The sequence below is a fragment of the Hymenobacter koreensis genome (assembly GCF_039541855.1).
Classification (GTDB): domain Bacteria; phylum Bacteroidota; class Bacteroidia; order Cytophagales; family Hymenobacteraceae; genus Solirubrum; species Solirubrum koreensis.
Genome location: NZ_BAABHA010000016.1, coordinates 1 through 25,439, shown reverse-complemented (window position 1 = coordinate 25,439; position 25,439 = coordinate 1). Strand labels below are relative to the sequence as shown.

General features: G+C 53.8%; 25 protein-coding genes and 2 pseudogenes. 10 read left to right on the top strand and 17 right to left on the bottom strand.

The window, feature by feature from the left end; all coding sequences use genetic code 11:
* Positions 1 to 42 precede the first annotated feature (42 nt).
* Both ABD903_RS22955 and ABD903_RS22950 read left to right on the top strand, forming a co-directional pair.
* A complete protein-coding gene (locus ABD903_RS22955; protein ID WP_345228168.1) occupies positions 43 to 1,566 on the top strand; it encodes a class I SAM-dependent methyltransferase in 1,524 nt (507 codons plus the stop codon).
* Positions 1,544 to 2,197: an alpha-ketoglutarate-dependent dioxygenase AlkB gene (locus ABD903_RS22950; protein WP_345228167.1), complete on the top strand. Its 654-nt coding sequence runs from the start codon at positions 1,544 to 1,546 to the stop codon at positions 2,195 to 2,197. The genes ABD903_RS22955 and ABD903_RS22950 overlap by 23 nt, the downstream gene beginning before the upstream one ends.
* Before the next feature lie 275 nt (positions 2,198 to 2,472).
* Here ABD903_RS22950 and ABD903_RS22945 read toward each other — a convergent pair whose 3' ends face one another.
* The 3 genes from ABD903_RS22945 to ABD903_RS22935 all read right to left on the bottom strand — a co-directional run bounded on the left by ABD903_RS22945 (position 2,473) and on the right by ABD903_RS22935 (position 5,821).
* The gene (locus ABD903_RS22945) at positions 2,473 to 2,760 is read right to left on the bottom strand and encodes a hypothetical protein (RefSeq protein WP_345228165.1); all 288 of its coding nucleotides are present in this window, start codon (positions 2,758 to 2,760) and stop codon (positions 2,473 to 2,475) included.
* A 239-nt stretch (positions 2,761 to 2,999) separates the two neighbouring features.
* A complete protein-coding gene (locus ABD903_RS22940) occupies positions 3,000 to 4,733 on the bottom strand; it encodes a hypothetical protein (RefSeq protein ID WP_345228163.1) in 1,734 nt (577 codons plus the stop codon).
* The gene (locus ABD903_RS22935) at positions 4,730 to 5,821 is read right to left on the bottom strand and encodes a hypothetical protein (protein ID WP_345228161.1); all 1,092 of its coding nucleotides are present in this window, start codon (positions 5,819 to 5,821) and stop codon (positions 4,730 to 4,732) included. The genes ABD903_RS22940 and ABD903_RS22935 overlap by 4 nt, the downstream gene beginning before the upstream one ends.
* A gap of 499 nt (positions 5,822 to 6,320) precedes the next feature.
* Between ABD903_RS22935 and ABD903_RS23305 the strand changes: the two are divergent.
* Positions 6,321 to 6,544, top strand: a pseudogene (locus ABD903_RS23305) (hypothetical protein).
* Positions 6,545 to 6,602: 58 nt separating this feature from the next.
* On the opposite strand, the gene ABD903_RS22930 reads toward ABD903_RS23305, so the two are convergent.
* A complete protein-coding gene (locus ABD903_RS22930) occupies positions 6,603 to 7,226 on the bottom strand; it encodes a hypothetical protein (RefSeq protein WP_345228160.1) in 624 nt (207 codons plus the stop codon).
* Between the two features lie 249 nt (positions 7,227 to 7,475).
* Here ABD903_RS22930 and ABD903_RS22925 point away from each other — a divergent pair, with 249 nt between their 5' ends.
* On the top strand, positions 7,476 to 7,772 hold the full coding sequence (locus ABD903_RS22925) for an IS1/IS1595 family N-terminal zinc-binding domain-containing protein (protein ID WP_345228158.1): 297 nt from the start codon (positions 7,476 to 7,478) through the stop codon (positions 7,770 to 7,772).
* Positions 7,729 to 8,181, top strand: a pseudogene (locus tag ABD903_RS22920) (IS1 family transposase). The gene ABD903_RS22925 and the pseudogene ABD903_RS22920 overlap by 44 nt, the downstream one beginning before the upstream one ends.
* 37 nt (positions 8,182 to 8,218) lie before the next feature.
* Here the strand turns inward: ABD903_RS22920 and ABD903_RS22915 are convergent.
* From ABD903_RS22915 to ABD903_RS22900, 4 genes are all read right to left on the bottom strand, one after another.
* Complete coding sequence (locus ABD903_RS22915; protein ID WP_345228157.1) at positions 8,219 to 9,214, bottom strand: tyrosine-type recombinase/integrase; 996 nt, start codon at positions 9,212 to 9,214, stop codon at positions 8,219 to 8,221.
* 15 nt (positions 9,215 to 9,229) lie between these two features.
* Positions 9,230 to 9,793, bottom strand: coding sequence for a ribonuclease H family protein (locus ABD903_RS22910; RefSeq protein WP_345228155.1), 564 nt, complete (start codon positions 9,791 to 9,793; stop codon positions 9,230 to 9,232).
* 127 nt (positions 9,794 to 9,920) lie between these two features.
* Complete coding sequence (locus ABD903_RS22905) at positions 9,921 to 10,208, bottom strand: hypothetical protein (protein WP_345228153.1); 288 nt, start codon at positions 10,206 to 10,208, stop codon at positions 9,921 to 9,923.
* A gap of 10 nt (positions 10,209 to 10,218) precedes the next feature.
* A complete protein-coding gene (locus ABD903_RS22900; protein WP_345228151.1) occupies positions 10,219 to 11,289 on the bottom strand; it encodes a GIY-YIG nuclease family protein in 1,071 nt (356 codons plus the stop codon).
* Positions 11,290 to 11,467: 178 nt separating this feature from the next.
* On the opposite strand from ABD903_RS22900, the gene ABD903_RS22895 reads away from it, so the two are divergent.
* The 5 genes from ABD903_RS22895 (at position 11,468) to ABD903_RS22875 (ending at position 17,705) form a co-directional block, all read left to right on the top strand.
* Complete coding sequence (locus tag ABD903_RS22895; RefSeq protein WP_345228149.1) at positions 11,468 to 11,974, top strand: FtsZ/tubulin family protein; 507 nt, start codon at positions 11,468 to 11,470, stop codon at positions 11,972 to 11,974.
* A 66-nt stretch (positions 11,975 to 12,040) separates the two neighbouring features.
* Positions 12,041 to 12,298, top strand: coding sequence for a hypothetical protein (locus ABD903_RS22890; protein ID WP_345228147.1), 258 nt, complete (start codon positions 12,041 to 12,043; stop codon positions 12,296 to 12,298).
* A gap of 157 nt (positions 12,299 to 12,455) precedes the next feature.
* Positions 12,456 to 13,367 (top strand): helix-turn-helix transcriptional regulator, encoded by a 912-nt coding sequence (locus ABD903_RS22885; protein WP_345228145.1) that lies wholly within the window; start codon positions 12,456 to 12,458, stop codon positions 13,365 to 13,367.
* A gap of 80 nt (positions 13,368 to 13,447) precedes the next feature.
* Positions 13,448 to 15,337 (top strand): GmrSD restriction endonuclease domain-containing protein, encoded by a 1,890-nt coding sequence (locus ABD903_RS22880; RefSeq protein ID WP_345228144.1) that lies wholly within the window; start codon positions 13,448 to 13,450, stop codon positions 15,335 to 15,337.
* A gap of 1 nt (position 15,338) precedes the next feature.
* Positions 15,339 to 17,705, top strand: coding sequence for a GmrSD restriction endonuclease domain-containing protein (locus ABD903_RS22875; protein WP_345228143.1), 2,367 nt, complete (start codon positions 15,339 to 15,341; stop codon positions 17,703 to 17,705).
* Between the two features lie 144 nt (positions 17,706 to 17,849).
* Here the strand turns inward: ABD903_RS22875 and ABD903_RS22870 are convergent, their stop codons facing one another.
* The 9 genes from ABD903_RS22870 to ABD903_RS22830 form a co-directional block, all read right to left on the bottom strand.
* Positions 17,850 to 18,233, bottom strand: a complete 384-nt coding sequence (locus tag ABD903_RS22870) for a hypothetical protein (RefSeq protein WP_345228142.1) — start codon at positions 18,231 to 18,233, stop codon at positions 17,850 to 17,852.
* A gap of 16 nt (positions 18,234 to 18,249) precedes the next feature.
* Positions 18,250 to 18,789, bottom strand: a complete 540-nt coding sequence (locus ABD903_RS22865) for a hypothetical protein (RefSeq protein WP_345228140.1) — start codon at positions 18,787 to 18,789, stop codon at positions 18,250 to 18,252.
* Between the two features lie 6 nt (positions 18,790 to 18,795).
* Positions 18,796 to 19,683, bottom strand: a complete 888-nt coding sequence (locus ABD903_RS22860) for a hypothetical protein (protein WP_089334200.1) — start codon at positions 19,681 to 19,683, stop codon at positions 18,796 to 18,798.
* Between the two features lie 22 nt (positions 19,684 to 19,705).
* Positions 19,706 to 21,124, bottom strand: coding sequence for a conjugative transposon protein TraM (gene traM, locus ABD903_RS22855; protein ID WP_345228134.1), 1,419 nt, complete (start codon positions 21,122 to 21,124; stop codon positions 19,706 to 19,708).
* A 10-nt stretch (positions 21,125 to 21,134) separates the two neighbouring features.
* Positions 21,135 to 22,037, bottom strand: coding sequence for a DUF4138 domain-containing protein (locus ABD903_RS22850; protein WP_345228132.1), 903 nt, complete (start codon positions 22,035 to 22,037; stop codon positions 21,135 to 21,137).
* A 29-nt stretch (positions 22,038 to 22,066) separates the two neighbouring features.
* The gene (locus ABD903_RS22845; protein WP_345228130.1) at positions 22,067 to 22,831 is read right to left on the bottom strand and encodes a conjugal transfer protein TraK; all 765 of its coding nucleotides are present in this window, start codon (positions 22,829 to 22,831) and stop codon (positions 22,067 to 22,069) included.
* 64 nt (positions 22,832 to 22,895) lie between these two features.
* Positions 22,896 to 23,522 (bottom strand): hypothetical protein, encoded by a 627-nt coding sequence (locus ABD903_RS22840; RefSeq protein ID WP_345228128.1) that lies wholly within the window; start codon positions 23,520 to 23,522, stop codon positions 22,896 to 22,898.
* An 18-nt stretch (positions 23,523 to 23,540) separates the two neighbouring features.
* Positions 23,541 to 24,650 carry a hypothetical protein gene (locus tag ABD903_RS22835; protein ID WP_345228127.1) on the bottom strand — a complete coding sequence of 370 codons (1,110 nt, stop codon included), beginning with the start codon at positions 24,648 to 24,650 and terminating at the stop codon, positions 23,541 to 23,543.
* The coding region (locus ABD903_RS22830; RefSeq protein ID WP_425555561.1) for a VirB4 family type IV secretion system protein at positions 24,647 to 25,439 on the bottom strand (793 nt) is incomplete at its 5' end. The genes ABD903_RS22835 and ABD903_RS22830, both read right to left, overlap by 4 nt.

Sequence of the window (25,439 nt, the reverse complement as noted above, 5' to 3'; positions counted from 1 at the left end):
TTATAAAACTAGCTCCATATTCATACGCCTGGCCTCCGTTATATGACAATCCTTGAAGTTGGCGAGCTGGTAGCGGATTGCGCTACTCCGCATGAACTTGAGCAGGCTTTAGAAAGTCAAATCCAAACCTTGAGCTTGGCCCTACTCACCGCAGACGTAACAACGCCTGCAGGTTTGCAAGAGCTAGAGCAAAGCTTCTATATGTTGAAGCGTAGTCCTGGCTTCCGGGAGCTTGAGCAGACGGAGGATTTTTCTGCTATCGTACAGCAGGTTCTGATACTTTTTGCGACAGCCTTCGAGCGGAGTGGTAGCCGGGCGATGATTAAACCAATACGTGCTTTGTTGCCGGAGTCATCGGTGAAAAAGCGACTTCGTGCCCAAGAACTGATTCATCTAGTATCCGATGCTCGAACTGGCTTCACCAGAGCCTTTGAGCAAGTGATGCGCTTGTTGCACGAAGCACAGTTTGAACAAGACTCGGAGTATACTTCGTACATCATTTTGATAGTCCGGGAGTACATCCAATATGGAGTGGCCAGGTTAACAGATTTGGGCTTAAAACGGGAAAAAGAAGCATTCCTTGCGTTATTCTCTCAGCCAGAGCAGGTAGCCCAATTCGCTTTTCTTGACCATCCAGCAGTACATTCCCTTCTACGAGGCGAAACAGGAGGGGCTTTACATATTCAGCCAGCCGTTCCAAAGCCTACTTTACTTTACCCAACGGCACTCATTGAATCCATTTTTCAGCAACACATTCTCCAGGCTATTCTGCGTGACGATAGAACGAGGGGATACCAGCTGCCCCTAGGGTATACAAACGATGCATCTCGTGAACGTATACTTGAGTATGGTCGAGCTGACTTTAGAGAGCCGTGCCGGCAGGTAATACCGGAGGCTAGCCCCGCTGACCGGGTACTGTTGTATTGCTACTACAACATGCGTAAGCATTTCTTTACCACGCGCTACGTATTGGCTAAGGTCATCGACTCTTTACAAGTGCTGCTGTCTTCATCCGCTACTGAGCCAGTATTCGTGGACTTGGGGTGCGGACCGATGACCTCCGGTTTGGCATTTGCAGACTTATACCACGAGCGGTTTGGAAAGCCGCTTACCATTCGATACGCTGGCATTGACATTGCCCCAGCTATGCTGTTGAAGGCCAGAGATTTTTCTGCTTCACCACTGTTTGCGGCCGACAGTAAAATGCAGTACCATGAGAGCTGGACGGAGGCTCTGGAGCCGATTATCACCCAACTAGTACAGGTGACAAACCCCATTATCATAAATGCATCGTATCTTTTTGCTAGCTCCTCATTGAACGTTGATGACCTTGCGTTGTTTGTGAGTACACTACGCCAGAGGTGCCGGGATGCAAAAATGTTTTTTGTGTTTCAGAATCCAAACAGGGCTGACCGCAATCGAAAGTACATTGAGTGGAGAAGCAGGTTGCCATTCATTCACACCTTGGAGCAATCTGTAGCCCAAGTGTACTATAAGAATAATGCGAAGTCAGGAGCAGCCCCTAGCGTTGAGGAGGTTTACTATGAATTACTCGCTTTTCAATAATCACGACCAGGAATTCGCTGCCGCGTCGCAGCGAGGCGTTTCCATCGGACAGCAGAATAGTATTGGTTCTGCTGTGAAGGGATTGCAGTATTTGCCTGACTTCATAGCTCCACGCTTGCAAGCGCGTCTGCTTGAATTGATTGATGGCAGCCCTTGGATGGATGATTTAAAGCGTCGGGTGCAGCATTATGGCTATCGGTATGATTATAAAAGTCGCCGTGTTGACCGCGCTCAGTACCTAGGACCTTTGCCGTCGTGGTGCGAATACTACGCTCAGCAGTTCCATGCTGCTGGATACTTTGTTGACGCGCCGCCGGACCAGGTGATTGTAAATGAATATGAGCCTGGTCAAGGAATAGCGCCACATATTGACTGTACGCCATGTTTTGATGATACAGTCATTTCTATCAGCTTAGGTTCTTCTTGCACAATGAACCTGTCCCGAGCTGACGACCCATCCATAACCTTTGACCAAGTGCTCATGCCAGGGAGTGCTATAATACTCCAAGATGAAGCTCGGTTTCAATGGCGACACGGCATTAAACCAGTGAAGGCGGATATTATAGACGGGAAGCGTAATGCGCGTCAGCGTCGTGTTTCGCTCACTTTTCGTAAAGTACGGCTGAGTTAGGGCTGTATACCTTGCTGCAAGGAAACTAGAGCCTCAACGACTTCATCTCTTATAGCCTAGACAAAGTTTGCCTTAACAACTGTTCCCTTCACCGCAGTGGCTATGCGCCGCTGTAGTGGGGGGCTTTTCCAACGGGGCGGATTTACACTCTAAGGAGAGAACATCAAAAAGGGGTGTGAAAAAACAGCCTGGAAAAGGCTAATTCTAAGCCGTACGGCAGGTGCGAGTTGCCTATAGAAAAGGTAATCCTTTGCAAGGCGTTGAGTGGTGGCTCGCTATTCTTCCGGCTGCCAGATATTCACACCCCAACTGATCATCGTATCGGGCAGCCAGTAGCTGCGCACCCGGCATACCAACCCGTTGTCAAAGGTTAAGTCCACGTCGAACGTGTCCATTTCTTCCTCATAGACATCCAGTGCGTCCGGGTTGCTAGGCTTCTTCACGATGGACAAATGTGTGAGCCGGTGGCCGTAAAGCAGCGCTGCAAACGCCCGCTGCTGTTCTGCTCCATCGCCCTCTTGCTGGCGCTTGGGCGAGTGACGACGCCGTACTTTCTTGGACATAATAGATGCAGGAAAAGGAAAGACCAGTGTAAGGTATGTGCTGGCTGCTCTCCCCCAAGTAGGAGCCAAACCGGCCCGAAGTTGAGTCGGAGGTTTTCCCCTATTTGTTTAACAAGCTTTCCTTAGCGGAGAGCATCAAAAAGTGTGGGGCACCTCCGTGTTGGGTTGAGCAACTAGCCGGGTTGTTTCCGGTCAGGCCGACCAAATTGTTGAGGTGCCCCACACTTTTTGATGCTCTCCTATACATATTCCATTATTGAGTAACTGTCGTTCAGTAGTGGATCTAAGTCGCTATGATGCTGGCTTAGTATAGATTCTTTGTCGATTGAGTTCCCAACACAAATAAGTTTAGTTGTTGAGTCAAAGAATTTGTTGTTGTAGTAATCAATTTTAGGATCCTTTAGCTTATTGTCAGCAACAGAAACGATTGTTTGCGTATCAGTGGGCTTGTTGTTACATATAAATTTTAGGATGTTTTCTTTGTTAACCGAGTCTAAGTCTTCCTTGAAAATGCTGTCAAGTATCAATGGCAATCTGTGTACGTTAGGAGTAGAATCAACAATTCTATTGAATGCAAAGTGGTAGCTTAGTACAGCCAAATGAAGCTGAACACCTTGGAACGGGAAGCTAGATAATTCATAAACATAATTAAATCGATTGTCCTCAAGTCTTTGAACTCCTAACTGGATGTTATTTTGGTTATAATATTTTTTAAAAGTCCTGTTTTTATCAAGCCTTTCAGCTTCAATATCGTCGTCGTCTTTGAACTGCTGTAATGATTTTTTTAGTTCGGTAATCCTAATTGCCAGTTTCCCAATATTTTCAATTATAGAGTTTTCAAGTTTTATGTTGGCTTGTGTCTTTATCCAGTCATCAAGAGTGATATCGTTGGATGAATAAACAATCAACTTCTTGTAATCATTGGTTAGCTCATTTCTCAGTATTTCTATCTTTTTGCTCAATGAATTTAATTCAGATTGAACCTTTTTATTCTCTTCCAACATCTTTTGTTTTGTTGTCAAAGAATCATTTTCATTCTGATAATACTCGAACAAGCTTTCTGTGCTTGAGGGTAACACCTGTCGGCAAATTGGACAGTTTCCTTCGCCAGGAATCTGATGTTTGTGATTCCTGCTTACCTTAGAAAGTACAGAAAGGCGCTGCTTATTATAAGCAAGTTGGTTAGTTAGCTTTACAAATTTATTTTCCTCATTTAGAAGAGAAGCTTTCTTGCTGGTAAGATGATCAATGAATTCATTACCTTTTCCTTTGAAAGAATCATCAAGAAGCTTTGCTGATTCAATCTCTGAACTTGTGCTTTCAAAATTTTGATAGAAATGCTGTTTCTGTTTGCACTCGCTAAGCTCGTTCTCGATCTCTTTTCTCTTTGCTCTATCTTCTAAAGTCAATACTCCTAAATAGTAGTCCAAAAAGTCCTCTTTGAAGTTTTTATAAAAGTCTAGACCAGTGAAGGATTTTCTCAGGTATACCCAACCTACATCTTGAGAAACGTAATAAGGCAAAAATATGACTTCTATGGGAGCAGTATTGATCCCAGCTTTTGTCTCAAGCATCAAGTTGAAGTCAAGAAGCTTATTGAAGAAGGCTTTAAGCTTTATATGTTCAGCAGAGGTATTGCCACTTATTCCACTGAATACAGTCACCTTAAGGGATTTTTGATCCTTTATATATATAGTTTCATCTTTTCTTATGAAAGTATATAAAAGTTGCTCATCATTCTTTGTGACTTTAAAATCTAATCTTACGAATATATTCTCTGACAAAATGTTTACTAATTTGTCCTTATTGTCATTTATGCCAAAAGCAAATAATATAAGTTGTATAAGCGTGCTCTTGCCTGAAGTGTTGGCGCCATAAATAACATTCAAGCGATCTCCAAAGTCTGTGTAGAAGCTCTTGTTGTTCGTTTCGCTGTGAATGAACAGCTTGTTGACCGTTAGATTAGCTCTCATTTCTGTGTAAGCGTCAAAAAGTACCCGGATGCGATTGCCGCTTTTAGCTGTGTGGGACTTAAAGCAGAATTTTGCTCAGATATAAAATCGTCATGTAACGATTTTATGCAAGCAACCGAATCAGTGAAATTTACGAAATTATCCTTTTTTCCTCTTATGAAATGTATTATTTTTTGATGTTCTCCTTGGTTAAGATCTTTGAAGTTGTCTAGGCTGTTTTCAAAATCAAGTTCAAAGCTCATGGCGTCGATTACATTGATTAATAGCTTGGAGCAAATATCTTCTGCTTTTTTACGACAAAACTCAATTGCTAAATTTTTTGTAGTTATGACGTTTATTATTTCATTTATCTTGTTCGATGTGATTTTTTTACTCGCATCAGACAACTTTGGTTGGTGACCTTGGTTATAGGTCGTTTCAATCTTTTTTAACTCCTTGATCAATGTGTCTCTTGCAGCACTATGATCAGATATCTTATTGCCAAATACTTCTTGAAATTTTCCAGTTAAATGTTGTAATTGGCTTTTTGTATTTCTGCCGAAATCAATGTAATTAAAATTAATATTTGTTAAATGAATCAACTGATTCGAGTTGAATTTGAAGTCTTTGTTTCCTTTCTTTAGCACAGTTTGGCAATCTGGGTGCAAAGATTTATAACTTACGGTATCATTTGTTTCGTTGACATATGCTTTTAACTTTTTATTGGATTTTGAGCATTTATATTCAATGGTTATTGTATTGTTTGTTATAAAATAGCTGTGTTGGCAATAATCTGATGCTTTGCTTAGTTTGTCATTCATCACTCCTATCCCTGCATCACACATTTTAGTCAAGATCTCGTATAGCTGGCCTACTGTCCAGACGGTGGCAGATTTCTTCGCTTGGTAGATTTTAACCTCAGATATCTCTCCTTCGTCATTGTTGAATGCGAACACGATGTCATCATAATGCTCGAGCATTACAAAGTAGTTCTGATTCTTTAATAGATTATACTGGTCTAGTAATATGTAAACGCACGTGTTCCTTTGAAAATCAAAGCCAACACCGGCTTGAACTCCCGCGTTGGCGTCTGTATTAGGTGATTGCATTATGGCTGTTATTGTATATGGGCAGTGGGTTGACAAACCTTGCTTATATGACTTATATATGCATAGAGGCTACACAAGAGTAAACAGAACGAGCCTGTAAGTTGAAATGGGTTGCCTTGCTCTGGGCCTCACTATGCTGTGTTACACACTCGCGAGGGCTTGCCGCAGCAATGTATAACTCCTTTCTGGACGCTGCAAAGCAGGTAAGATCTGCTCTCAACGCGCGCACATAAGAATGACTCAGGTAATTTTTGAGTGTTGTTAAACAAATAGGGGAAACCCTCCGGCTCCAAAGCAGGTGTACTATCATTTTTTGTATATGGCTTTGTTTAACAACAGGTTATGTTGGCGGACCGAAGCGACACTCCATCTATTATGCCTAGTCGCTGGCGGGGACGTCAAACGCTTGGAGCGAGAGCGAACGTGCTTTTCTGGGACCTTTTCGTTTCTCTTCACCTGTTAGCCGGAGGGCAAAGCATCGAGTCGGTGGTTTTACTCCATTTGTTTAACAATACCCTATCTACAGCAAGCGCTGAAACACCACCAAGCCGTGGCTGAACCGCCGGAGCCCGGCGATGTGGCCCGGCTCTCGCCCATGCTGCATGAGCACATCAACATGCTCGGCCGCTAGACTTCACCTTGCCGGAGGGCATCGCCGCCGGACAGCTACACCCGCTGCGCAATCCCGCCAGTTGGGAAGAACAACTCGCCCAACTGTCCTAACGGGAATTTCTGTTCTTACTCTTGCGCAACCCGTTAAGGTGCCGACCTCTATTAGAGGTTAGATGCCTATGTCCTTCGCAAATTTTTGGTAATCAACTGTTCTTAAGTATGCTAAAGCGCCATGCTGTTCAGCTATCTGGTGGATGGGTGCGTAGGGCAGGTTCATTTTATCTATATCCTCAATCCCAACGCCCATTGCTTGAGCTATAGCCGCTGTTTTAGTACTGCCTGTATAGCCCAGAGCTGCCCAAAGCATTACCTGATGATTTGATATAAAGTTTGCGATATAGCCAGTCGCTATTTCCTCGTAAGCATCATTAAAAGTAAGTGAATTACCGCCTTTTGACTTTTGAGCGATAGCTTTAAAATCGCTGTACTTAATTCCAAGGGCCGGATTATTCGGTGTGGTATCAAGAAGTCGCTGAAAATCAATAGTAGCTAGCTTTTTAGATTCTTCAGAATACGTAATGTATACTTTTGTGTATGCATCGTTGATGTTTTGGAATGATGCCCTTTTTTCAAAGCCCTCAAGCATTTTAGGGAATGCGTTCAGCATCGACTGCTGACGATAGAAGGTGTTCAAGACGATTTTATCGCAAAGCTCATTTTTAGTATAGCGTCCCCGCCATTCGGCCAGATGCTCAATGCTCTTATCGTATTGCTGTTGTACAAAACTTGCCATGTTGTGCGGGGGGGTGGAGTATGTATGTGGTAGGCAAATGTAATAGCGCTAACTATAGTGCTTAATCATTACCTGTGACCGCTTTTCATTCACTGGAACGCGGGCAAGTGAAGCTGCTAGCGTTCTGCCAGACCTTAGTGACAGTCAATAAATGGAAGGTGGTCAAAAGTATGCTTTTCTCTTTTACAACTGGCTTAGCATTCAAGGGATGGTAGTGGCCCAAGTAGGGTGTTAGGCGTATAAGCGGGTATGGACACCTGCCCGCATTGCAACTCGGCGAAGTTGCGCAAACACGGCTTGGCCCGCAACGACAAGCAACGCTATTTCTGCCCGGATTGCCGGCGCACCAGCCGGCCGGCACCGGGCACGAACGCCTACGACGAGGCGCGCAAGGCCGAAATTCTGCGTGCTTACCAGGAACGCACCAGCTTGCGCGGCCTCACGCGCATCTTCGGCGTGTCGCGGCAGACGGTCACGGCTTGGTTAAAAAAAAGCCCAGCAGTTGCCCCCGCTCAGCCAGACGCTGGCCCCGCCGCGACCGGTTGACGGGCTGGAACTGGACGAGTTGTGCACGTTTATCGGCCGCAAACAGCGCAAGGTGTGGCTCTGGCTGGCCCTGTGCCGGCGCACGCGCCAGGTGGTGGCCTACGCGCTGGGCTGCCGCGGCCGGCGCACCGCCCGCAAGCTGTGGCGGCGCCTGCCGTCGTAGTACCGCCGGGCCTGGTGCTACACCGACTTGTGGGAAGCCTACACCGGCGTGGTGCCCCGCCGCCAACACCTGGCCGGCTACGGGCGCGGCACCACCAACCATATCGAGCGGTTCAACGCCACGCTGCGCGCCCGCATCGGTCGGCTCGTGCGCAAATCCCTTTCCTTCTCCCGTTCCCAGAAGCTACTCGATGCCTGCATCAAGCTGTTCCTACACGACTACAACGCCACTAAACACCCGCATTGAGCCACTGCCGAAGTATTCAGTCAGAGATAGCCTTGGCTTATAACCCTAGCGCTTGTGCCGCATTGTAAGTAATTACATCCGTGAGACGGGTATAGCGGCTAATCATTTCGTCGGTTTTCTGCTTTGTCTGGTTCTTGATGAAGTTATTGGACTGGCCGTTGAGCACGGCAATGGTAATGAAGGAAGCCCGTAGCGAGTGGGCCGAGTACTTGTCGCCCAAATGGGTTTTTACCACGGTGTTTAGCCGGCCATCGGTCAAGCGGCGGGTGCCCGGTCGGCCCGGCTGTCCGGGCTTGCCGCGCACCATCGACACGAACAGGGGCCCAGACGTGCGGCCCAGTACCGCCAGCCATTCCTCGTAGGCGCGAATCGGACAAAACAGTGGAGAGGGCGCGTAGAACACCGCTTTGTCTTCGGTTTCACCCTGTTGGTTGGTTTTACTTTTATCCAGGTGCATCACCAAGGCCCCGTCTTTGTATTCCAGCGCCTCAATGTTGAGGGCTACCAGCTCCGAGCGCCGGAAAGCCCCCGCGAAGCCGAGCAACAAAATGGCCCGGTCCCGCAGGCCAACGGGCGTAGTCAGGTCCAGTCCGCGGATGGCCTGCTTCAGCGCCTCGATGGTGAAGGCCGGGGCTTGCTTCTGCTTTTTGCCCACGACGCGGCCGATGCCACGCAGCACGGTTTCAACCGGCTTGGAGCCTACGGCCGACGGGTAGCCGTGCAACTCGTGCTTCTTTTGGATGGCGGACAGGTGCCGACGGATGGTGGCCAGTTTGCGGGGTAGGTCAGCCAAGTGGGCAATGTAGGCTGCCAGGGTGGCCCCGTCGGCCGGGTACGGCGTCAGGGCGTTGGCCTCGCAGTATGCTTCGAAGCTTTTCAAGTCGGCCGAGTACGCCAAGCGCGTGTTGTCCGCGCCGTGCAGCCCCTCGACAAAGTAACGGCCGACGTGTGCGGCCAGGGCTTCGCCCATCTCGGCCAGCGACGAGGCCGGCACGACGGCCACTTGCTCTCTTTTTCCCTTTTGTTCTTTCATGGGTGCAGGTGTGCGTTACCGGCCAAAGTCGGCCGGATTCTCACCCCATTGGCGGCTGTACCACCGCAGGAGCGGATTGGGGTAGGTATTGCCCTTCAGCCAGGCTTCGGCCCGGTCCACGAGGGCGAACAGTGGTTGGTTGTCCAGGGTGCGTTGGTACGAGGTGCGGACCGCGCCTTGCCGGACCCAATCCAGGGCCGGCTGACTTTCGGAGTAGACCGGCAGCGCCAACCCCTGCTGCTTACAGTAAGCGAGGGCGTGCACGATGGCTAGGAATTCCGCCAGGTAATTGGTGCCGTGCTGGTACGGGCCTACCCGGAACACGACTTCCCGGCTTGGGTAATACGCGCCCTGGTATTCTACGGCCTTGGTCACCGGGTGCCAGGTTGCTTTGGTGACGAGGCTATTCTGTAACGGAGCTTCCGGTATTGGTTCGGCCGATTCGCCAGCCGCCGCCCACGCTGCATCCGCTTCTTCCCGGGTGAAGAAGCCCATGAACTTGCCCCCGGGAAATCCTTTCACCTGCGCGTTGCATTCTTCCCAACTGGTGAAGACGCCGGGAAGCCGGCCCTTCGTCACAACATAGTAACTATACACTCCCATGCGCGGCGGGTTCGGTAAAAATTGGCCGAGTAAAAGTACGAAAATATTAGGGATGATAATTAATGTTTATCATCCCTAATCTTCGGGAATTGCCCGGCTCTTTTTAAGACTGACCGTCCAAGTAGTCTTGCCAGATTTCTTCCCACTCACTTAAATGCGCCTGCGCGGATTCATAGCTTGGGAAGTCGTAAGCAATGACGTCGGCCAGGTATTCCTTCTCCCACTGCTTCGTGCCCGGGTGCAGCACATATACCGGCCGGGTTTTGTACTCCACCAGCAGTAGCCGGGTGTCGTTGCCATCTGTAAGAAACGGAGAAAGTTTGAAGCACTTAATTTGGGCCAAGTCGAGAGTCAGGCCCGCGTGTGAGGTGACGGTTGATTTGTTTTTCATGGAAAGCTTTCTAATTAAGGCCGTGGGCGCGGGAGCCGAGCTTTTTCATGTAAAGCTGTTCGCGCTTGACTACTTCGCGCTGAGTCATAGTTTTGGGCAAGGTCATCAGAACCGTGAACTGGAAATGCCGGCTATGCTGCGTATCAGCAGCTAGGAGCTTGACCAATTCCACGTTGCCGCCGTGGCCCCCTGTGGTGACGTAGTCCCGCCACCGTCCCCAGATGCCTTCCGTACCTGAGGCGGAGCCGACGTATTGCCGGCCGCTGGACTGGTCCAGAATCAGGTAGACCCCGGCCGTGGCCGAGAGCATCCGGTACCACTCGTCGCGGGGCGACTGGCTCGTGACGAGTTGCGCCAGTTCCGCGAACGAGAGGGTGAAATCCAGATAGTCGGTGAAGGGCTGGCTGAATGGCTTGGGCTGAATTTCCAGCACCGTCTTACCCGCTTCCGGCCGCAGCCATTGATGCCAGCTGAGCGCAGCACGGCCCCAATCGAAGATGACCCGCTCTTTCAGGTCGTCAAAGCCAGGTACTTCAACCAGGTTGTAGTACAGATGCTCTTCCGTTCTCCGCTCAATACCCAGCACCTGGAAAACACCCACAAAGCGGGACCGGCTGCCTGCCTCACCCAGGCAGGCCACAATGAATTCGCATTTGTCAAAAACAGGATTTCCCTGCTGGCGCTGGTAATCAAGAAAAGCGGAGCGGTGGTTGCGGTACAGGTCGTGCAGGTCAAGCTCGCCGCTGGCATCCCGGTGCCGGACGAGCTTCACCGTCTTGTCCTGGCGGGGCAGGCCGCGGGCATATAGTAATTCCTGTAGGGTGATGGGGTTGCCGGATGTGCCTTCTTTCAGGGTTTCGTTACACCGATAGGCGCAGACATCCAGTACCCCTTGTTCTAGGTCAGGATAACTGAAGACAATCTCCCGGCCATCGGCATTCCGCAGAATGGCGCACAACTGCTCCGGGCCAAAGCCCATCATATACGAGGCGGGACTTTCAGCTTCCGGATACCGCTGGTGGTAATCATTGAGCAAAGCAGTCAGTTCGCTTTCGTGCTCTACAGAGGATTGGTCGGTCATCGGATTAGCGCCTTCTAGTTAGTATTCCAGTCTAATAAGGGCCAAAGAATGCGTCGATGCAAATCGAAGATATCCCGAACATTTAGCTCGTAAACGGCCTAAAATTTCAAGCTGAATGAGAACGACAGGTTTTGTCGCTGTGTGCTCGCAACTTCGTGAGGAATCAGCCCGGCTCCTTATGCAAGATTATCCCATTCTGTCTCATCCTGAGCTTCCAACCCAAGCAGCGGCGCTAATGACGTATTGGAAGCAGGAGGGAGTTGACCTGTCCGCTGTGCAGGCGCTGACGCCCGCCACAGAAAACAGTCTGCTGACGGTACTGCAGCATATTCTGACGGATACCGGCGAAATCAACGTGGGCCACCAAGATGTGTGGGAAGTGTTGAGCGGAGCAACTGCTCTGCAGTTTGGGATGGCAACCGGGGAAGGCCACAGCCGCGCTGAGGTGACCTGCCAGCAGCTGTTGACCAGTTCCACGATGCTGGGTGATGGCTCGCTGCCTGCCCACCGGATGTTGCTGGCCATCCAAAGCGGGATGTCTGCTGAGTTGGAGATGGATGAGCTAACGCAGATTCTGGAGTATCTGATGGACCAGACCGGCCGCCAAGCTGAAGTTGTGTTTGGACATGGGCTTGAGCCTGCGCTTGGCGAAGGCGTCCGGCTGCTACTACTCATAAGCCGGTGAATCATCCTGACTTAGCTACAGCCCATCATGTTACGCGCCATTCGAATCACAAAGCCTAGTAGCGAGATGCACAAGCTACCTGCGCCCATCCATGCCGTTCCCGCTACGGTAGAGCTCTACGTGGCTTCCGTGGCCAGTCGATATCAGAATCAAGGGCTCAGCCTAGCTGAGTTGGTAGCGGCCGGTGAAGAAGGATGGCAGCAGGCACAGCAACATTACGGGGCTGCCTCTGAGCAGCTGGACCGGTGGGGTGCCTGGTGGGTCAAAGAAAGGATTCTACAAGTGCTGGAAACTATGGTGCCCAATGAGGAAGGCACTGCATAAATGCCTGTTTGCCCTTCATTACCAATCCTTATCTTGCACCCTGCCTTATGCGGATTTATGGCCCTCTGATAACGCTATGCTATTCTTTAATCTGTCGACTACGCCAAACGAATAGCCTGCTTACTTCATCTATCGCACAGTAGCTCCTATCCTTTTCGTGACCACCCACGCCCACTTTCTTCGCCAGCTACTGCTGGTTCTGCGCCTGCAGAGCCTCCGGCGCGCTGTCCCCTTCGAAGAGTTGCGCGACTACCTGCTAGAGCAGACTTCGCTGCAGGACTTGGCTGCTAACTATTCGCAGCGCACCTTCCAGCGGGATTTACCCAAAATCGCGGAGCGCTTCGGCGTTACCATTGCGCATGACCGGCGAGCAGGCGGCTACGTGATTACCTCGACGGACCCGCTGCCGGAAGGCTACCAGCGGATGCTTGATGCATTTGAGCTACAGGAATTCCTGCGGCTGCCAACGGCACTGAGCCCGTTTGTGCAGTGGGAATCCCGGCGGCCCCTGGGCACGGAATGGCTGCAGCCGCTGCTGCGCGCCGTACAGCAGCGTCGCCAAGTAGCTTTTCAGTACCACAAGTTCTGGGACGATGAGCCCTCGACCCGGACCGTCTCCCCGCTGTTACTCAAAGAATTCAAAGGTCGATGGTATCTGTTGGCACACGACCCAGCTAGGGACGTCCTCCGGTGCTTCGGACTAGACCGCATCCAGGCGCTGGAATCAACTGCTAATTCATTTGAGCCTCCTGCGGACTTTCAGCCCGAGGCGTACTACGCTCACAGCTTCGGCATTATTCGCCCGGACCATGAGCCACCGGCGGAAATTGTTCTGGCACTGAAACCAACGCAGGGCCAATACCTCAAGTCATTCCCACTACACAGCTCACAGCGTGTGTTGGTGGATACGGATGAGGAGCTACTGATTCAGTTGACTGTCTACAACACCCATGACCTGCTGATGGAGTTGCTGTCTCTCGGTGACCAGGTGCAAGTGCTAGCCCCTGCGTCATTAAAGATACAGGTCAGGCAGATTCATGCTGCTGCAGTTTCAGGCTGTACCACATAGTGGCCCAGCAGAGTCTTAAGCCAATAACCGTCCAAACCCAAACACTTCCTAATCAACTTCACGCAACTGCCTTGTGCTTCATGGAAAACGCTGTACGACTCTATTCCATAGGCGAACTGCTTGGGAAAGATTTCTTTATCCCGTCTTATCAACGCGGTTACCGCTGGGATAAACAACAAGTAGTTGACCTGTTAAATGACATATCTGAATTTGCTAACAAAAAGAACAAGAACCCCGGGGAGTTCTATTGCTTGCAGCCTATCGTAGTTCGGCCCTGCCTTGAAGTTGCTACTGCAACTGAGCCAGGTGACCCAAAGCAAAGCTGGGAAATTGTTGATGGGCAGCAACGGCTCACAACCCTGAAAATCCTGTTTGTGTACCTAACGCGGGTGCATCTGCCGCAAGATGAGTCCTTTGCAAGTGCCTATGGCAATGATGTATTCACGCTACGGTACGAGACGCGGAACGATACCAACCGCTTCCTGGAGCACATCAGCGAAGGCAATGAGGATAGTATTGATTCTCATTACATCTCCCAGGCTTATAGCTATATCCGGGAGTGGTTTGAAAGCAGAGGACCACAGCGACCAGCCCGTGATACGATAATCGGGACGCTGGTAGGAACTCCCGAGCATCCCAATGTACAGGGCATGGTAAAGGTCATCTGGTATGAGCTGGCCAAAGACGAAAATCCCATTGAAAGCTTCACCCGCATCAATCTGGGTAAGATACCTTTAACGAACGCTGAGCTAATCAAAGCCTTGTTTCTGCAGACCCGAAACTTTGGTCAGGATGCCAATGAGTTAGGAAAGTTGCAACAACTCGAAATTGCCGGTGAATGGGACCGCATAGAAAATGCGTTGCAAAACGATGACCTGTGGTGGTTCCTGAACAAAGGAGCAAACAATGCCAGCGCCCGTATTGAGTTCATTTTCGAGGTTATTCGTCAACAGGAGCGGCAGAAGGACCCTGAACTAGATAAGAAGACGGGTACGGATGGCCATGCTACCTTCCGCTTTTACTACTTGCGAGCTAATGCTGACCCCTCGCATGAGTTTATCAAGCAGGAATGGGGAACGGTGGTCACGCGCTTCAATCAGATGCTGGAGTGGTACCTGCATCCTGAGTGGTACCATTATATAGGATTTCTGATTCATTGCGGGGAGCGCGTAGAAGACTTATTGGCTCTTTACGATGCACCTACCAAGAGTGACATTACTAAGCGCTTAAAAACTAAGATTGCGGCTAAGCTGGTCGATAAATCAGTCGGTGTAGTGGAATGGGCCCAAGATGCTAATGACGGTGAAGCCTACCTGAATGTAAGCTATGACAACCGTGAGTTAGTTCGCCGGGTGCTGCTGCTCTTCAACCTGCAGGAAGTAATCCGGCAGCGCCACTCTTCTCTAGGCTTCACACGATTCCCTTTTAAGGCCTTCAAGCTTGAAAAGTGGGACATCGAACACATTGATTCATCCTCGGAAAATCCGCTTATCGTGCTGCAAGACCAACTTAGCTGGCTAGAAGCGGCAGTGCACGATTTGCCCCAACTCAGTAATGATGCTGACTTGGTTCAACGCATTGAGGACTTCCGGGCAGCACAAAAGAGTGAGGACCGGGAGGAGTTCCAGGATATTCAGCAGGATATCATCAAACTGGCGGGGGAAGAAGCCAATGACGAGCTGACGAAAAACAACATTGGTAATTTGACCCTGCTGGACGCGAGTACTAACCGCTCCTATGGAAACGCCCTTTTTGTAACCAAGCGGAGAATAATCATTGAAAATGATGGGGCAGGGAATTTTATCCCGCCTGCTACTAAAAATGCCTTCCTGAAGTATCACGACAAGAAAGGTATCCACCGAACCAGTTGGGGCATCGACGACATTCGTGCTCACCGCAATCAGATAGCCACCGAATTACACGATTTTTTGCCCACCAAGCCGACCAATAAGCAAGATGAGAAAGTATAACTTGGAAGAGCTGCTGGCCGATGAAATTGGCATGGCGGCGCAGGAGCCTATCCGCTTTGCCGGCGTGCAGGTGCCCATGATTCAGCGCGACTACGCGCAAGGGCGAAAGTCGGAGGAAGCTGTGCGAAGCCGGTTTCTGTCTGCTCTGTTCGGAGCGTTGGGGGGAAACAATCAACTAACACTCGACTTTGTATATGGCTCTGTCCAACTTCTGGACAAGAAGCCATATTTCGTACCACTTGATGGGCAGCAGCGCCTGACAACGCTGTTTTTGCTCTACTGGTACATTGGAAACCGTGAACTGACCGGTGAGGACAAGACGAAGCTTAATGCCTGGCTGGGCAAGTTTAGCTACGCAACCCGCAGCACTGCCCGTGACTTTTGCGATAAACTCACAAGCGTAGACATAGACCCTGCTACCAAACCCAGCCAGACGATTCGCAACCTTGCCTGGTTTTACAGCAGCTACCAGCAGGACCCAACCATCCAAGCCATGTTGGAAATGCTGGATGCCATACACAAGAAATACACTGAGGCAGGTGCAGCAGACCTGTTCCTTGCGCTAAAGCAATTGTCGTTCTATGTACTGCCACTTGATGGGTTTGGGCTTTCGGATGAGCTGTACATCAAAATGAACGCCCGAGGCAAGCAACTCACAGGCTTCGAAAACTTTAAAGCGGATTTCATCGACTGGTTGCGAGCCGATACAAATCCGGAGCACGAGGAGTTTGCTGAACCTGTTGCTTTGGATGGTCGCAGTATTCCTTTCGTTGATGCCTTCACCATCAAGCTGGATACTACCTGGACCGACCTTTTCTGGCGAAACGCCAGGGTCGACAACACAGTCGATGCAGCATATATGCGCTTTTGGCAGCGCTTTTTGCTGACTATGCATTATGTGGACCCAGAACAAAAAGGCAACTCATTAGCTGAAATCCTGGATAATAGTTCGAATAGCGACACATATAAAGGATTTGCGCTATATGGTGCACTTCTTGCGAAACCTGGTCGTGTAAAAGCAGCAGCTTGGCTTTTAGATAAACTAGTTGACAACTACGATGCGATTGGCGTGGTTATCAAAGAATCTTGGGGTGAACAATCCAATAGCTGGCACTTACTGGCCGCTTCCATTACCCAGCAGCAACGCATCTTATTCTACGCAGTGATGCGTTACCTAGAGGCCGAATTATTTGACCATCAAACGCTACGGCAGTGGTTGCGCGTGATTTGGAACATCAGCGTCGACCCAGAAATGCGTAGCATCGAGGCAATGGTCGCCGTCATGCGTGTAGTAGGAAAGTTAACATCAGGAGCCGGCAGCATTTATGAATTTCTTCTGTCTGACGAATGCGCTAACATAATCAACGCCGAAGGCTCTCGCTTCATCAAGGCTCGTCTGACGGAAGAGCGCACAAAAGCACAGCTAATACAGGATGATGCCGCTTGGGAAGCTATACTGGTAGCAAGTGAGAAGCATTCGCTTTTCCAGGGAAGCATCCAGTTTTTGTTGCTCGGGGAACTGACAATTGACCGGTTCCAGCACCGGGTGGTGTTAGCTGAGCAGTTGTTTTCCGCAAGAGGTACGCAAGGATTTTATAGGGAGAGCCACTTATTGCTCCGAGCTACCATTAGTGCCGCGCCCAAATGGAACCATTTACGTTTCCTTGAAATGCGCGACGATGCTGATAACTGGCGGATGTTGCTCAGGAAGCCATGGTATATCCAGGCTTTTGTTGCAGGATTATTGGATTTAGAGAGTGAAGAGGCTATAAAAGATGAGCTGAAGAATCTGACGACCCGGCGTTCTACTTTCGGTTCAAGTCGTGAGCACCGTCATATACATGAGCATCTTTATCTCGAAGCTGACTTGCAAAACTGGATGCAAAATTCAAATGTGGATGCTACGGTCCTCAGGGAGCGATACGAACACGTTTTTGCCCACAAATACTATGGGCGCGACTATACGCGGGTTAGACTAGATACATATCGCAACGAGTTAGCTAACGGCTTGATAACCCAGTTAGGGTTTGCCACTGGGCAACGCTGCGGTACCAGTAATTGCTTCTGGGGCGACGCAGTAACCTTGATTCGAGATGAAGGCGATTGGACGATTACGGTCCTCTTCAATGTGTTTCAAACCTTGTACATAGGAGTGCTCAGGTCTGACGGGCTGGCAGTAACAGCCAATGAACTTGTCTCGGAGGCGGAGCAGAATGATGACTGGTTGATACGTAAACCCTACGTGTACAAAAGTGTCTCCAGCGCCGAAGAGGCAGCTGAATATGTTCAAAATATTAAAGAAGAGCTGTTTGACAGCGGTTTTTTTCAAGCTCGCATTAATGTTCAAGCAGTTGCTACAACAAGCTGACACTCGGTTTTCTAGTTGCAACTAAGCATGAAGCTAGTGCCCGTGATGAGAGCTGATTTTGAAAATATAGCAAGACTCTGATAACGACAAAGCCTAACCAGTCACTGGTTAGGCTTTGTCGTTATCAGGAACGAATCTGAAAATCTACTCACCGATGACATACACCGGCACAGCCTGCGCGTCAACGCCCCGGCCGGTTTCCTTCTTGACCTCTCTGCCATCCAGCAGGATAGCGCAGGTGATTTCCGAGGCTGCCGTGCCGCCGTCGATGCTAGCCAGAATGGTCAGGTTGTCGCCCTGCTTCATGGTCCGCTTAAATTTGTAGCTCACCGGCAGCGGTGTGTTGCTGAGCGTCGTATTGCCGCCGCTTTCGTTGGTGTAGCTCAGGTAGTCCGAGGTTGGAGCATTGGAGGTAACCTTGTATTCTACCTGATACTCTTTCGGGCCGGAGGGCGTGGCATCGTTGTCTTTCGAGCAGCTCGTGACCAAAGCTGCGCAGCTCAGCAGTAGATAGGCAAGTCGTTTCATAGGTCAGAAGGAGTGATTAGCGAAAGTGATACCGCAGGCCAATGTTGGCCAGGCCTGGCCATTGGTCGATTAGCGGATTATTGAACAGGTAGCCTTTGGTGCCCGTGGCCACGAGCGAGAGCCGGTTGCCGAGGAAGAAATCCGCTTCGGCTCCTACCTGGGGGCCGTAAGTGAAGCGCTGCGGCTCTTTCGCACCGGTCATCATCTCTCCGGTGCCGTTCTGGTTGGTCCACTCGTAGCCCGCGCCAGCCCCCACCAGCAGGTGTACGTAGGCCACCTCCCCGAGGCGGAACAGCTGGGGCGAGAGCAAAACCCGTCCCTGGTACACCGAGTATTCGCCGCGAGTAGTCAGGGTACCTTGCTCATAGCCTCCGCTCAGGCGCAGGGCCAGGTGGTTGGTGAGCATGGGCGTGTAGCTCAACTCGTAGTAGTCGCCGGTTTCGGAGCGGCCGAGGTGTGCCCCCCAGGAGGCCAGGTGCTTGACGTGCCGCTGGGCAGAGGCCGGCATAATGCCGACCCCCGCGAGCAGGAGCACCACTAACAAGAGCTTTTTCATAGGACGCTAGCGCGGCCGTGCACGGTCCATTTTAATCAGCGCGTTTCGGCTGAGGGTCGAGGCGTACACTGCTTCGGCGGCCTGGTGGGCAGGGCCGGCCTGCGAGGCTTCCATGAACAGCCGGTCGCCCTGCTCGCGCAGTTGCATGGCCTTAATCAGGTTGTCGTTCGAGGAGTTAAGGGCGGCTATCCGCTCGCCCTCGGTCATGGCGTAGCGGCCCGGATTCTTCAGCGTAGCCTGCATTTCCACGCTTTGCGCGGTCATCTCGTCGGCAATCTTGTAGTAGTTCACGGCCATAGCCAGCTTGCGCTTGGCCATCATCTCTTCGGCCGCAAACAGGGAAACCGTAGATTCCTCGCGCTTGGCCTGGTACTGGTCGCTGGTCATGTTGCCGTTGGGGTCGGCCGAGCTGGTGCCGAAGCGCGAGAACACGTCGTACATCGTATTCACGTCCTGCATGGGGTTGGTCAGCTGCAGGGCCTGCCGCAGGCGCTGGGCCTTGGCGTAGACGGGCATCATCTGGTTGGTCTGGCTGCGGCCGGACATGGCCAGGGCCCGCGCAAATAGCTCCTGCGGGTTGGAGAGTCGCAAGTCCTGAATGCTCTGCACCTTCCGCAGGTCGGCCTGCACCTGCTTTTGCAGGTCGAGCCCCTCCTGGGTGAGGCTGCGAACCTCGCTGGTGATGTCCTTGGTGACGCCGGCAATCTGACGGGCGTCCTTTACTACCTGGTAGTTCTGCACCGTGGAGGACCACTGCTGTAGGCGCTTGGCGAACTCGCCAATCTGCACGCCCATGTGCAGCGGGTCATTAACCACCATCTGCGCCCGGGCCTGACCGGCCGGGGCCAGCAGCAGCGCAACGGCCGCCAGGGCCGGAAAAAGAGTCTTTTTCATTGTCGTGGAATTGGTGAAAGGATTAGCGTCCCGACGCCGTGGCCGGCCCCATCTGGCCGGCGGCAGCCGTGGTAATCAGGATGGGGTAGCCATCGGGGAGCAGCACGTCCCGCAGCTTGGTGCGGGTTTTGGGCCGGCTGAGCACGCTCATGGCCACGCGCCCGCCCACGCCCACCACCGAGTTGGCCGCCGAGGCGGAGCGGTCGATGGCGGTGCTGACCTCTTGCATGGACTGCTGCTGCAAGTCCTGGCCGGCGAGGCTGGCATCTTTGGCTACCCGCTTCACGGGGTCAATCATAATGCCGGGCATGTAGTTGTAGTCATAGATGCCGGCCGCGACCCGGTTAGGCCCGAGGCGGTTGACTTCCAGCATCACGTTGTTGGTACCCACGGTGGCAATGGCAGCAAAGACAGTATTCTTCGGGAAGGTTACGCCCGACACCACGGCGTCTTCCTGCAGCCGCAGCAGTACCACGGAGCCGGTTCGCACCTTTTGCTCGCCGTTGATGACGCACTTGAAAAAGACGTCGGGCACCAGTTCCGCCTGGCTGCTCTGGGCCATCATCCGGGCAGAGCCCGCGACCTTGACGGTATTAAAGCCATCCATACCGGGCGCGCTGGCGCGACTGGCCAGAGTCTGCGCGACGGCTTTGGGGTCGCGGTAGCGCTTGCCGGTCATGTGCTCGTAGGCGGCGCGGGTTTCGGGCGGAGACGTGCTCAGCATGGCTAGCACGTCTGGGTCGGTTTCAAACGGGGTGCCGTCGGTATCAGTCGCCGGCAGCAGCGCGGCCCGCGCCCGGCGCGCCGCGCCGGAGCTGGTCCAGCGGGCCACGCTGCCGACTACCTGGCCAGGCCGCCGCCGGGGCACCACCAGCGTCTGGGCGTGATATGAGCCCGTTGCGGGGTCCTGCACCGTGGCTTCAATGGTGTCCACGTCGGCCGCAGCGAGGCGGGCTTCCTCCTGCCGGCGGCGCGCTGACGCCGTGAGGGCCGCCGCCCGCTGCTTCCGCCGCTGGGCCTGCCCCATCGTATCGGCCACGAAGGCTTCCGCGACCTCGTCGGTATTGAGGCGGCTGGGCGTGCTTTGCGCCTCCTGCTCCAGCCGGCGCTGCTGCTCTATCTGCGCGGAGGGCGAAACCGGCTCCGCCGCCGCCGTGGGGGCCGCCTTAATCTCGGGCTCGATGTTTTCCGAGGCCGCCGCAACGACTTCCTTCTTCTGCTGCGCGGCCTGAGTGGCGGAGCGCAGCCAGAGAAACAAGCCCATGCCGACCAGCAGCACCAGCAGGCCGGTTAAGAGTAGCCAGTTGTTGCGCAGCGTTTCCAGCGGTGTGGCTTTGGACTGGCCGGCGGGGGCGGGCCGCTGCGGGCCGAAGTGCTCCGCGTCGTCGTGCGCCGCGGAGCCCATGACTGGGGGGTGGGTGTGGGGGTTTGCGGGTTCCATAGCAGCGGTGTTAGATGGTAGAGGCTCGATTGATGACCCGCGAAGGCACCGGCAGCACCAGAACCCGCGCCCCGTTCAGCTCCCGCAGGGTCACTTCTAGGTAGCCCCGGTCGGTGGCCGCGTAGAGCGGAATGGCGTAGGTCAGGTAGCCGGTGGTGCGGCCCGTAACCACTTGGTTGGCTAAGCCGCCCGAGGGAGCCAGCGGCCGGCGCGCTTCGTTCTTCTTGCGGGCCAGAAACCTCTTATGGGCGTTTTCCACCAGCTGGAAGTCGGTGAAATCGACATTGTAGTCAATGGCCGAGTGGTTGATGACCTTGAAGCGCAGGTAGGTAAAATCCTTGTCGTTGCGCACGTTGGCCAGCGACAGTACCAGGTCGTTGTCGACGACGGCCACGGCCTGGTGCTCTTCCCGCGTTTTGCGCAGCTGGCTAAGCTTGCCCTCAACGGCCGCTTTCTTCTCCCGCTCCTTGTCCAGGGCCAGCTCATTCTCCGGGGCCGCGCCGGCTGCCGTGCCCTCGCTGGTACCGCTGCTCACGCTCAGCGCGCCGTCCTTCTGAAAGTCGTACAGCTGTAGCACCGGCCGGTTCACGTACACGAGGCGGCCCATCCAGTACTTGGAGCCGTAGCGGATGAGGATGGGCGTGGGCGGCGCGGACTTGCGGCGGGCGCGCACGAACACCGCGTTGGCTTCGATTTTCACCAGGTAGTTGTTGGCCATACCCACGTCGACCAGCGACACGGGGCCGCCGAAAACGAGGTAGGTAGTGGAGCTGTCGGACACGGCCACGTCCAGCAGCGCCGGGGCTGCCGGTGGTGCCGCGGCGGGCCGCAGCACGGCCGTGGAGGATTGGGCTGACGTGGCCGACGCCAGCAGCAGGGGCAGGCTCAAGGCCAGCAAAAGCTTGGAAAACATAGTGCGATGCGCTTGGAGAAAGGATAGTATTAGTTGCCCGCTGCGGGGGCGGCGGGCGCAGCCGGAGCTGCTGCCGGGGCAGGCGCGTCGCCGGCTGCCGGAGCCAGGGCCCCGGCGCTGCGCTGGGCTTCCAGCAGGGCCCGCTGCCGGTCGGCCTCTTGCTCCTTCAGGGCCTGTAGCTCTTCCCGTGACACCTGCGGATTGTAGGGGATGTAGTCGAAGTTGGTGATGAGCATCCCGTAAGGGTTGGCATCAGAGCGGTTGGTTTCCGTCAGGTTGAACTTGGCGGCCAGCGGCAGGGGCTCTTTCTGCTCGCCCCCGATGAAGATGCGCTGCTTGATGTACACCCGGCCCGACCAGGGGCGGTGGTTCATGTCGATGCTCACGCTATCTACCGTTACCACGTTGCGAGCGGCGTACCGCTCGTAGTTCTGCAGCACCTGGCCCCGCGTGAAGCCGTCGTAGATGCGCCGGCCGCCGCGCCCCTCAATCAGGGGCAGGGCCGCGTCCAAGTTGATTTTGTAGGTGTATTGGTCATGGCCGAACATGGTCTGCATGAAGTTGCGCACCAGGTTGCGGGCCTCGTAGGGCGTGTGGGTTTCGGTGGTGGGCGCGGAGAGGGCGGCCACCGAGCCGGTCTGGCCTACCACGTACACGCGCCGGCCGCTGTTCTCGTAGGCGCGGTACACCAGAAAGCCTGCCGCCAGCGACACGAGCAGCAGGGCCAGGACGCTCCCCATCGCTAGGTTGCGCATGATGGAGAATGAGGTACTTAGGTTTTTAGCGGAGTCCATTAAAAAGGCTGATTAAGTCAACGGGAGATGATTGGCGAGGCCGGGGCTTTCTTCCCCACTGCCCCTAGTTGGCCAGGGGCAGGTACACTTGCTTGTCCTGGTAGGGGTACACTAGCAGCCGCTGCGCATTATCCCGGTCGAGGTAGGTGTAGAGCACCCCTTGCACCGTGACGGGCTCCCCGGGCCGCACCTGCACGACCTTGCTGCCCACGCTCATCTCCGAGATATAGAAGCGCATCAGCGAATCTTTTGGCGTCTGCAGCACCAGCAGCGCCGATTTGGGCTTGGTCTCCACGTAGCCCGTGGGCTTCCAGCGCAGCACCGCTTCGAACGGAATCTTGTAGCCGGGGCCTACTTTGGGGTAGCCCGGCTTCACCCCGATGCGCCACATGGGCGGCAGGCTGATAGTGATGGGCTGCAGGGCCTGCCCCTTCACCGACACCAGCTCCAAGTAGCCTTCGGCTGGCAGCAGCTGCTCCACGCCGGCCCGCACAACCACTGCCGAGGCCGGCCGGGCTGGGGGCAGCGCGTAAGCCGCTTTTTGCGCCGCCATACGAGCCTGCTCAGCGGGGCTTTCTGCTTGTGCTTCCAGTGCGTCGACGAGGGCCGCGTTGGCTTTTTCTTCTTTGGATTGACAGGCAGTAGCCAAGCCCAGGGTCAGCAGGGCTAGGTAACGGGTGGGATAGTTCATCGGAAAGGAGGGGATTGGTTAAGCCGTCCACAGCCCGGAAGGCCGTTGCCGGTAGGAAGGATTGAGGGCATCGGACATGGTAATGGAGGGCAGGCCCGCCGAGGCCGAGCTGCCGCCGCTTGGGGCCGGGCTGGGGTCGGCTAAGCCGCCGCCCGTGCTCCCGCCGGAGCCGCCCCCGCCCGAGGTGCCGCCGCTGCTCATAGCCCGGCCGATGGCCCCGGACACGCCGTGGCCGCCGCCGGCCATGCCGGCCGAAACACCGGCCGCCGCCGCTGCCGCCGAAGTAGCCATGCCAACCACGGAGCCCACGAATCCTTGCGCGGCCGAGGAGCCGATAAACAGGCTCGTCAGGTAGGGTACCATGAGGTAGAGCATGATGAAGGCGACCGAGACAATCAACTGGCGGGTATCTGATTCTGCCGCCACCGGGGCGGAGAAGACCCCGCCGAAAGTGGTGTTGGAAGCCGTGTAGAAGGTGTAGAGCAAATCCAGTAGGGCAAACGACAGGCCCCAGAACTGTACGGCCAGGAAGTTCTGCAGCCACTTGATGGCCAGCTGGCCAAAGGCCGGCACTACCGACAGGCACAGGGAGATTGGACCACACACGAACAGGAAGCCCAGAATGAACTGCTGAATGAACTGCATGATTTGCCGAATCAGCAGCACGACTTCCCCGGTCACCAGTTGCAGCAGAATGTTGGTCAGGCTGAACGAGGTGATGGTTTTAAGTAGGTTGGCTATTTCCTGCGCCCCTTGCTCCACTACCGTTTTCTGGGAGAGCGTTTCCGAGGTGCTGATGGTCGCGCCCAGCGCCGAAGCGGCCGTGGAGCCGTCGGGCGTGGCAAACATGCGGGTGAATCCGGCAATGCCCGAGCTGAGCGTATCAATCAGCTCTTTGTAGAAGAAGAGCAGGAAGAATATCCATAAGGCCTTGATGATGGGGCCCCAATCCATGGCCAGCCCGTTGCCCGAGATAAAGCCGCGCCCGATGGTGTAGAGCAGGGCAATGAGCATGAAGGTGGGCGTGATGTAGCGGCAGGCGCGCAGCACGATTTGCAGGGTCTGGTCGCAGGCGCTCAGAAAGCCCGGGTCGGCCCCGTAGGCGACCATTAAGTACAGGCTACTCATTGGGCCAGGACGCCCTTGCGGGCCTGTTTATCCTCCACAAACTGGTCAACGGCGTAGTCCAGCCGCTGCACCTTCACGGGCTCATACTGCGGGTTGCCGTCCGCATCCAGCTTCGGCCGGCCGTTTCGGTCCAGCACCGGCTTCAGGTTGGTCTGCTGGTAGAACTTCACCAGCTTGTTGAGGTAGTTGCGCTCCACCGGCTTTGAAGTCAGAATAGCATCCAACTGCGGCGAGGCCTCCACCCCGAATATCTTGCCCTTCGCGCCCTGCTTGATAAAGATTTCGCGCAGGGCCTCGGTTGAGCGCACCGACTTAATCAGGTCCATCTCGTGGCCGGTGAGGCCGAGCGGGGCCTGCAGTTGGGCCAGCGAGTCGGGGTTGACGTGGCGCAGGATAATCTTGGTGGCCGAGTTGTTGATGATGGCCGGCCCGATTTTGCTGCTGGTAATTTCGGTGATGCCCTGGGTGATGATGGTCACCGAACCATTGGTTTTGCGGATGGTGCGGTACATGGACTCGATGAACTCCGAGAGCACCCCCGAGAGCATGGTCCAGGCCTCGTCCAGGGCGATGTACTTGATATCATCGGGAAACTTGCGGAACAGGTCCAGCGAGAGCTCGGTGATGAGCATGGCCACCACGGGGTAGAGGTCGGGGTCGGCCTGCACCTTGGCCAGGTCAAAGCAGATGAGCCGGTACTCGCTCAAATCCACGTCGCGCTGGGCGTTGAGCACCCGCTCGTAGCGGCCGCCGGTGATGTACTGGCCCAGCACCAGGAAGAACTGGTGC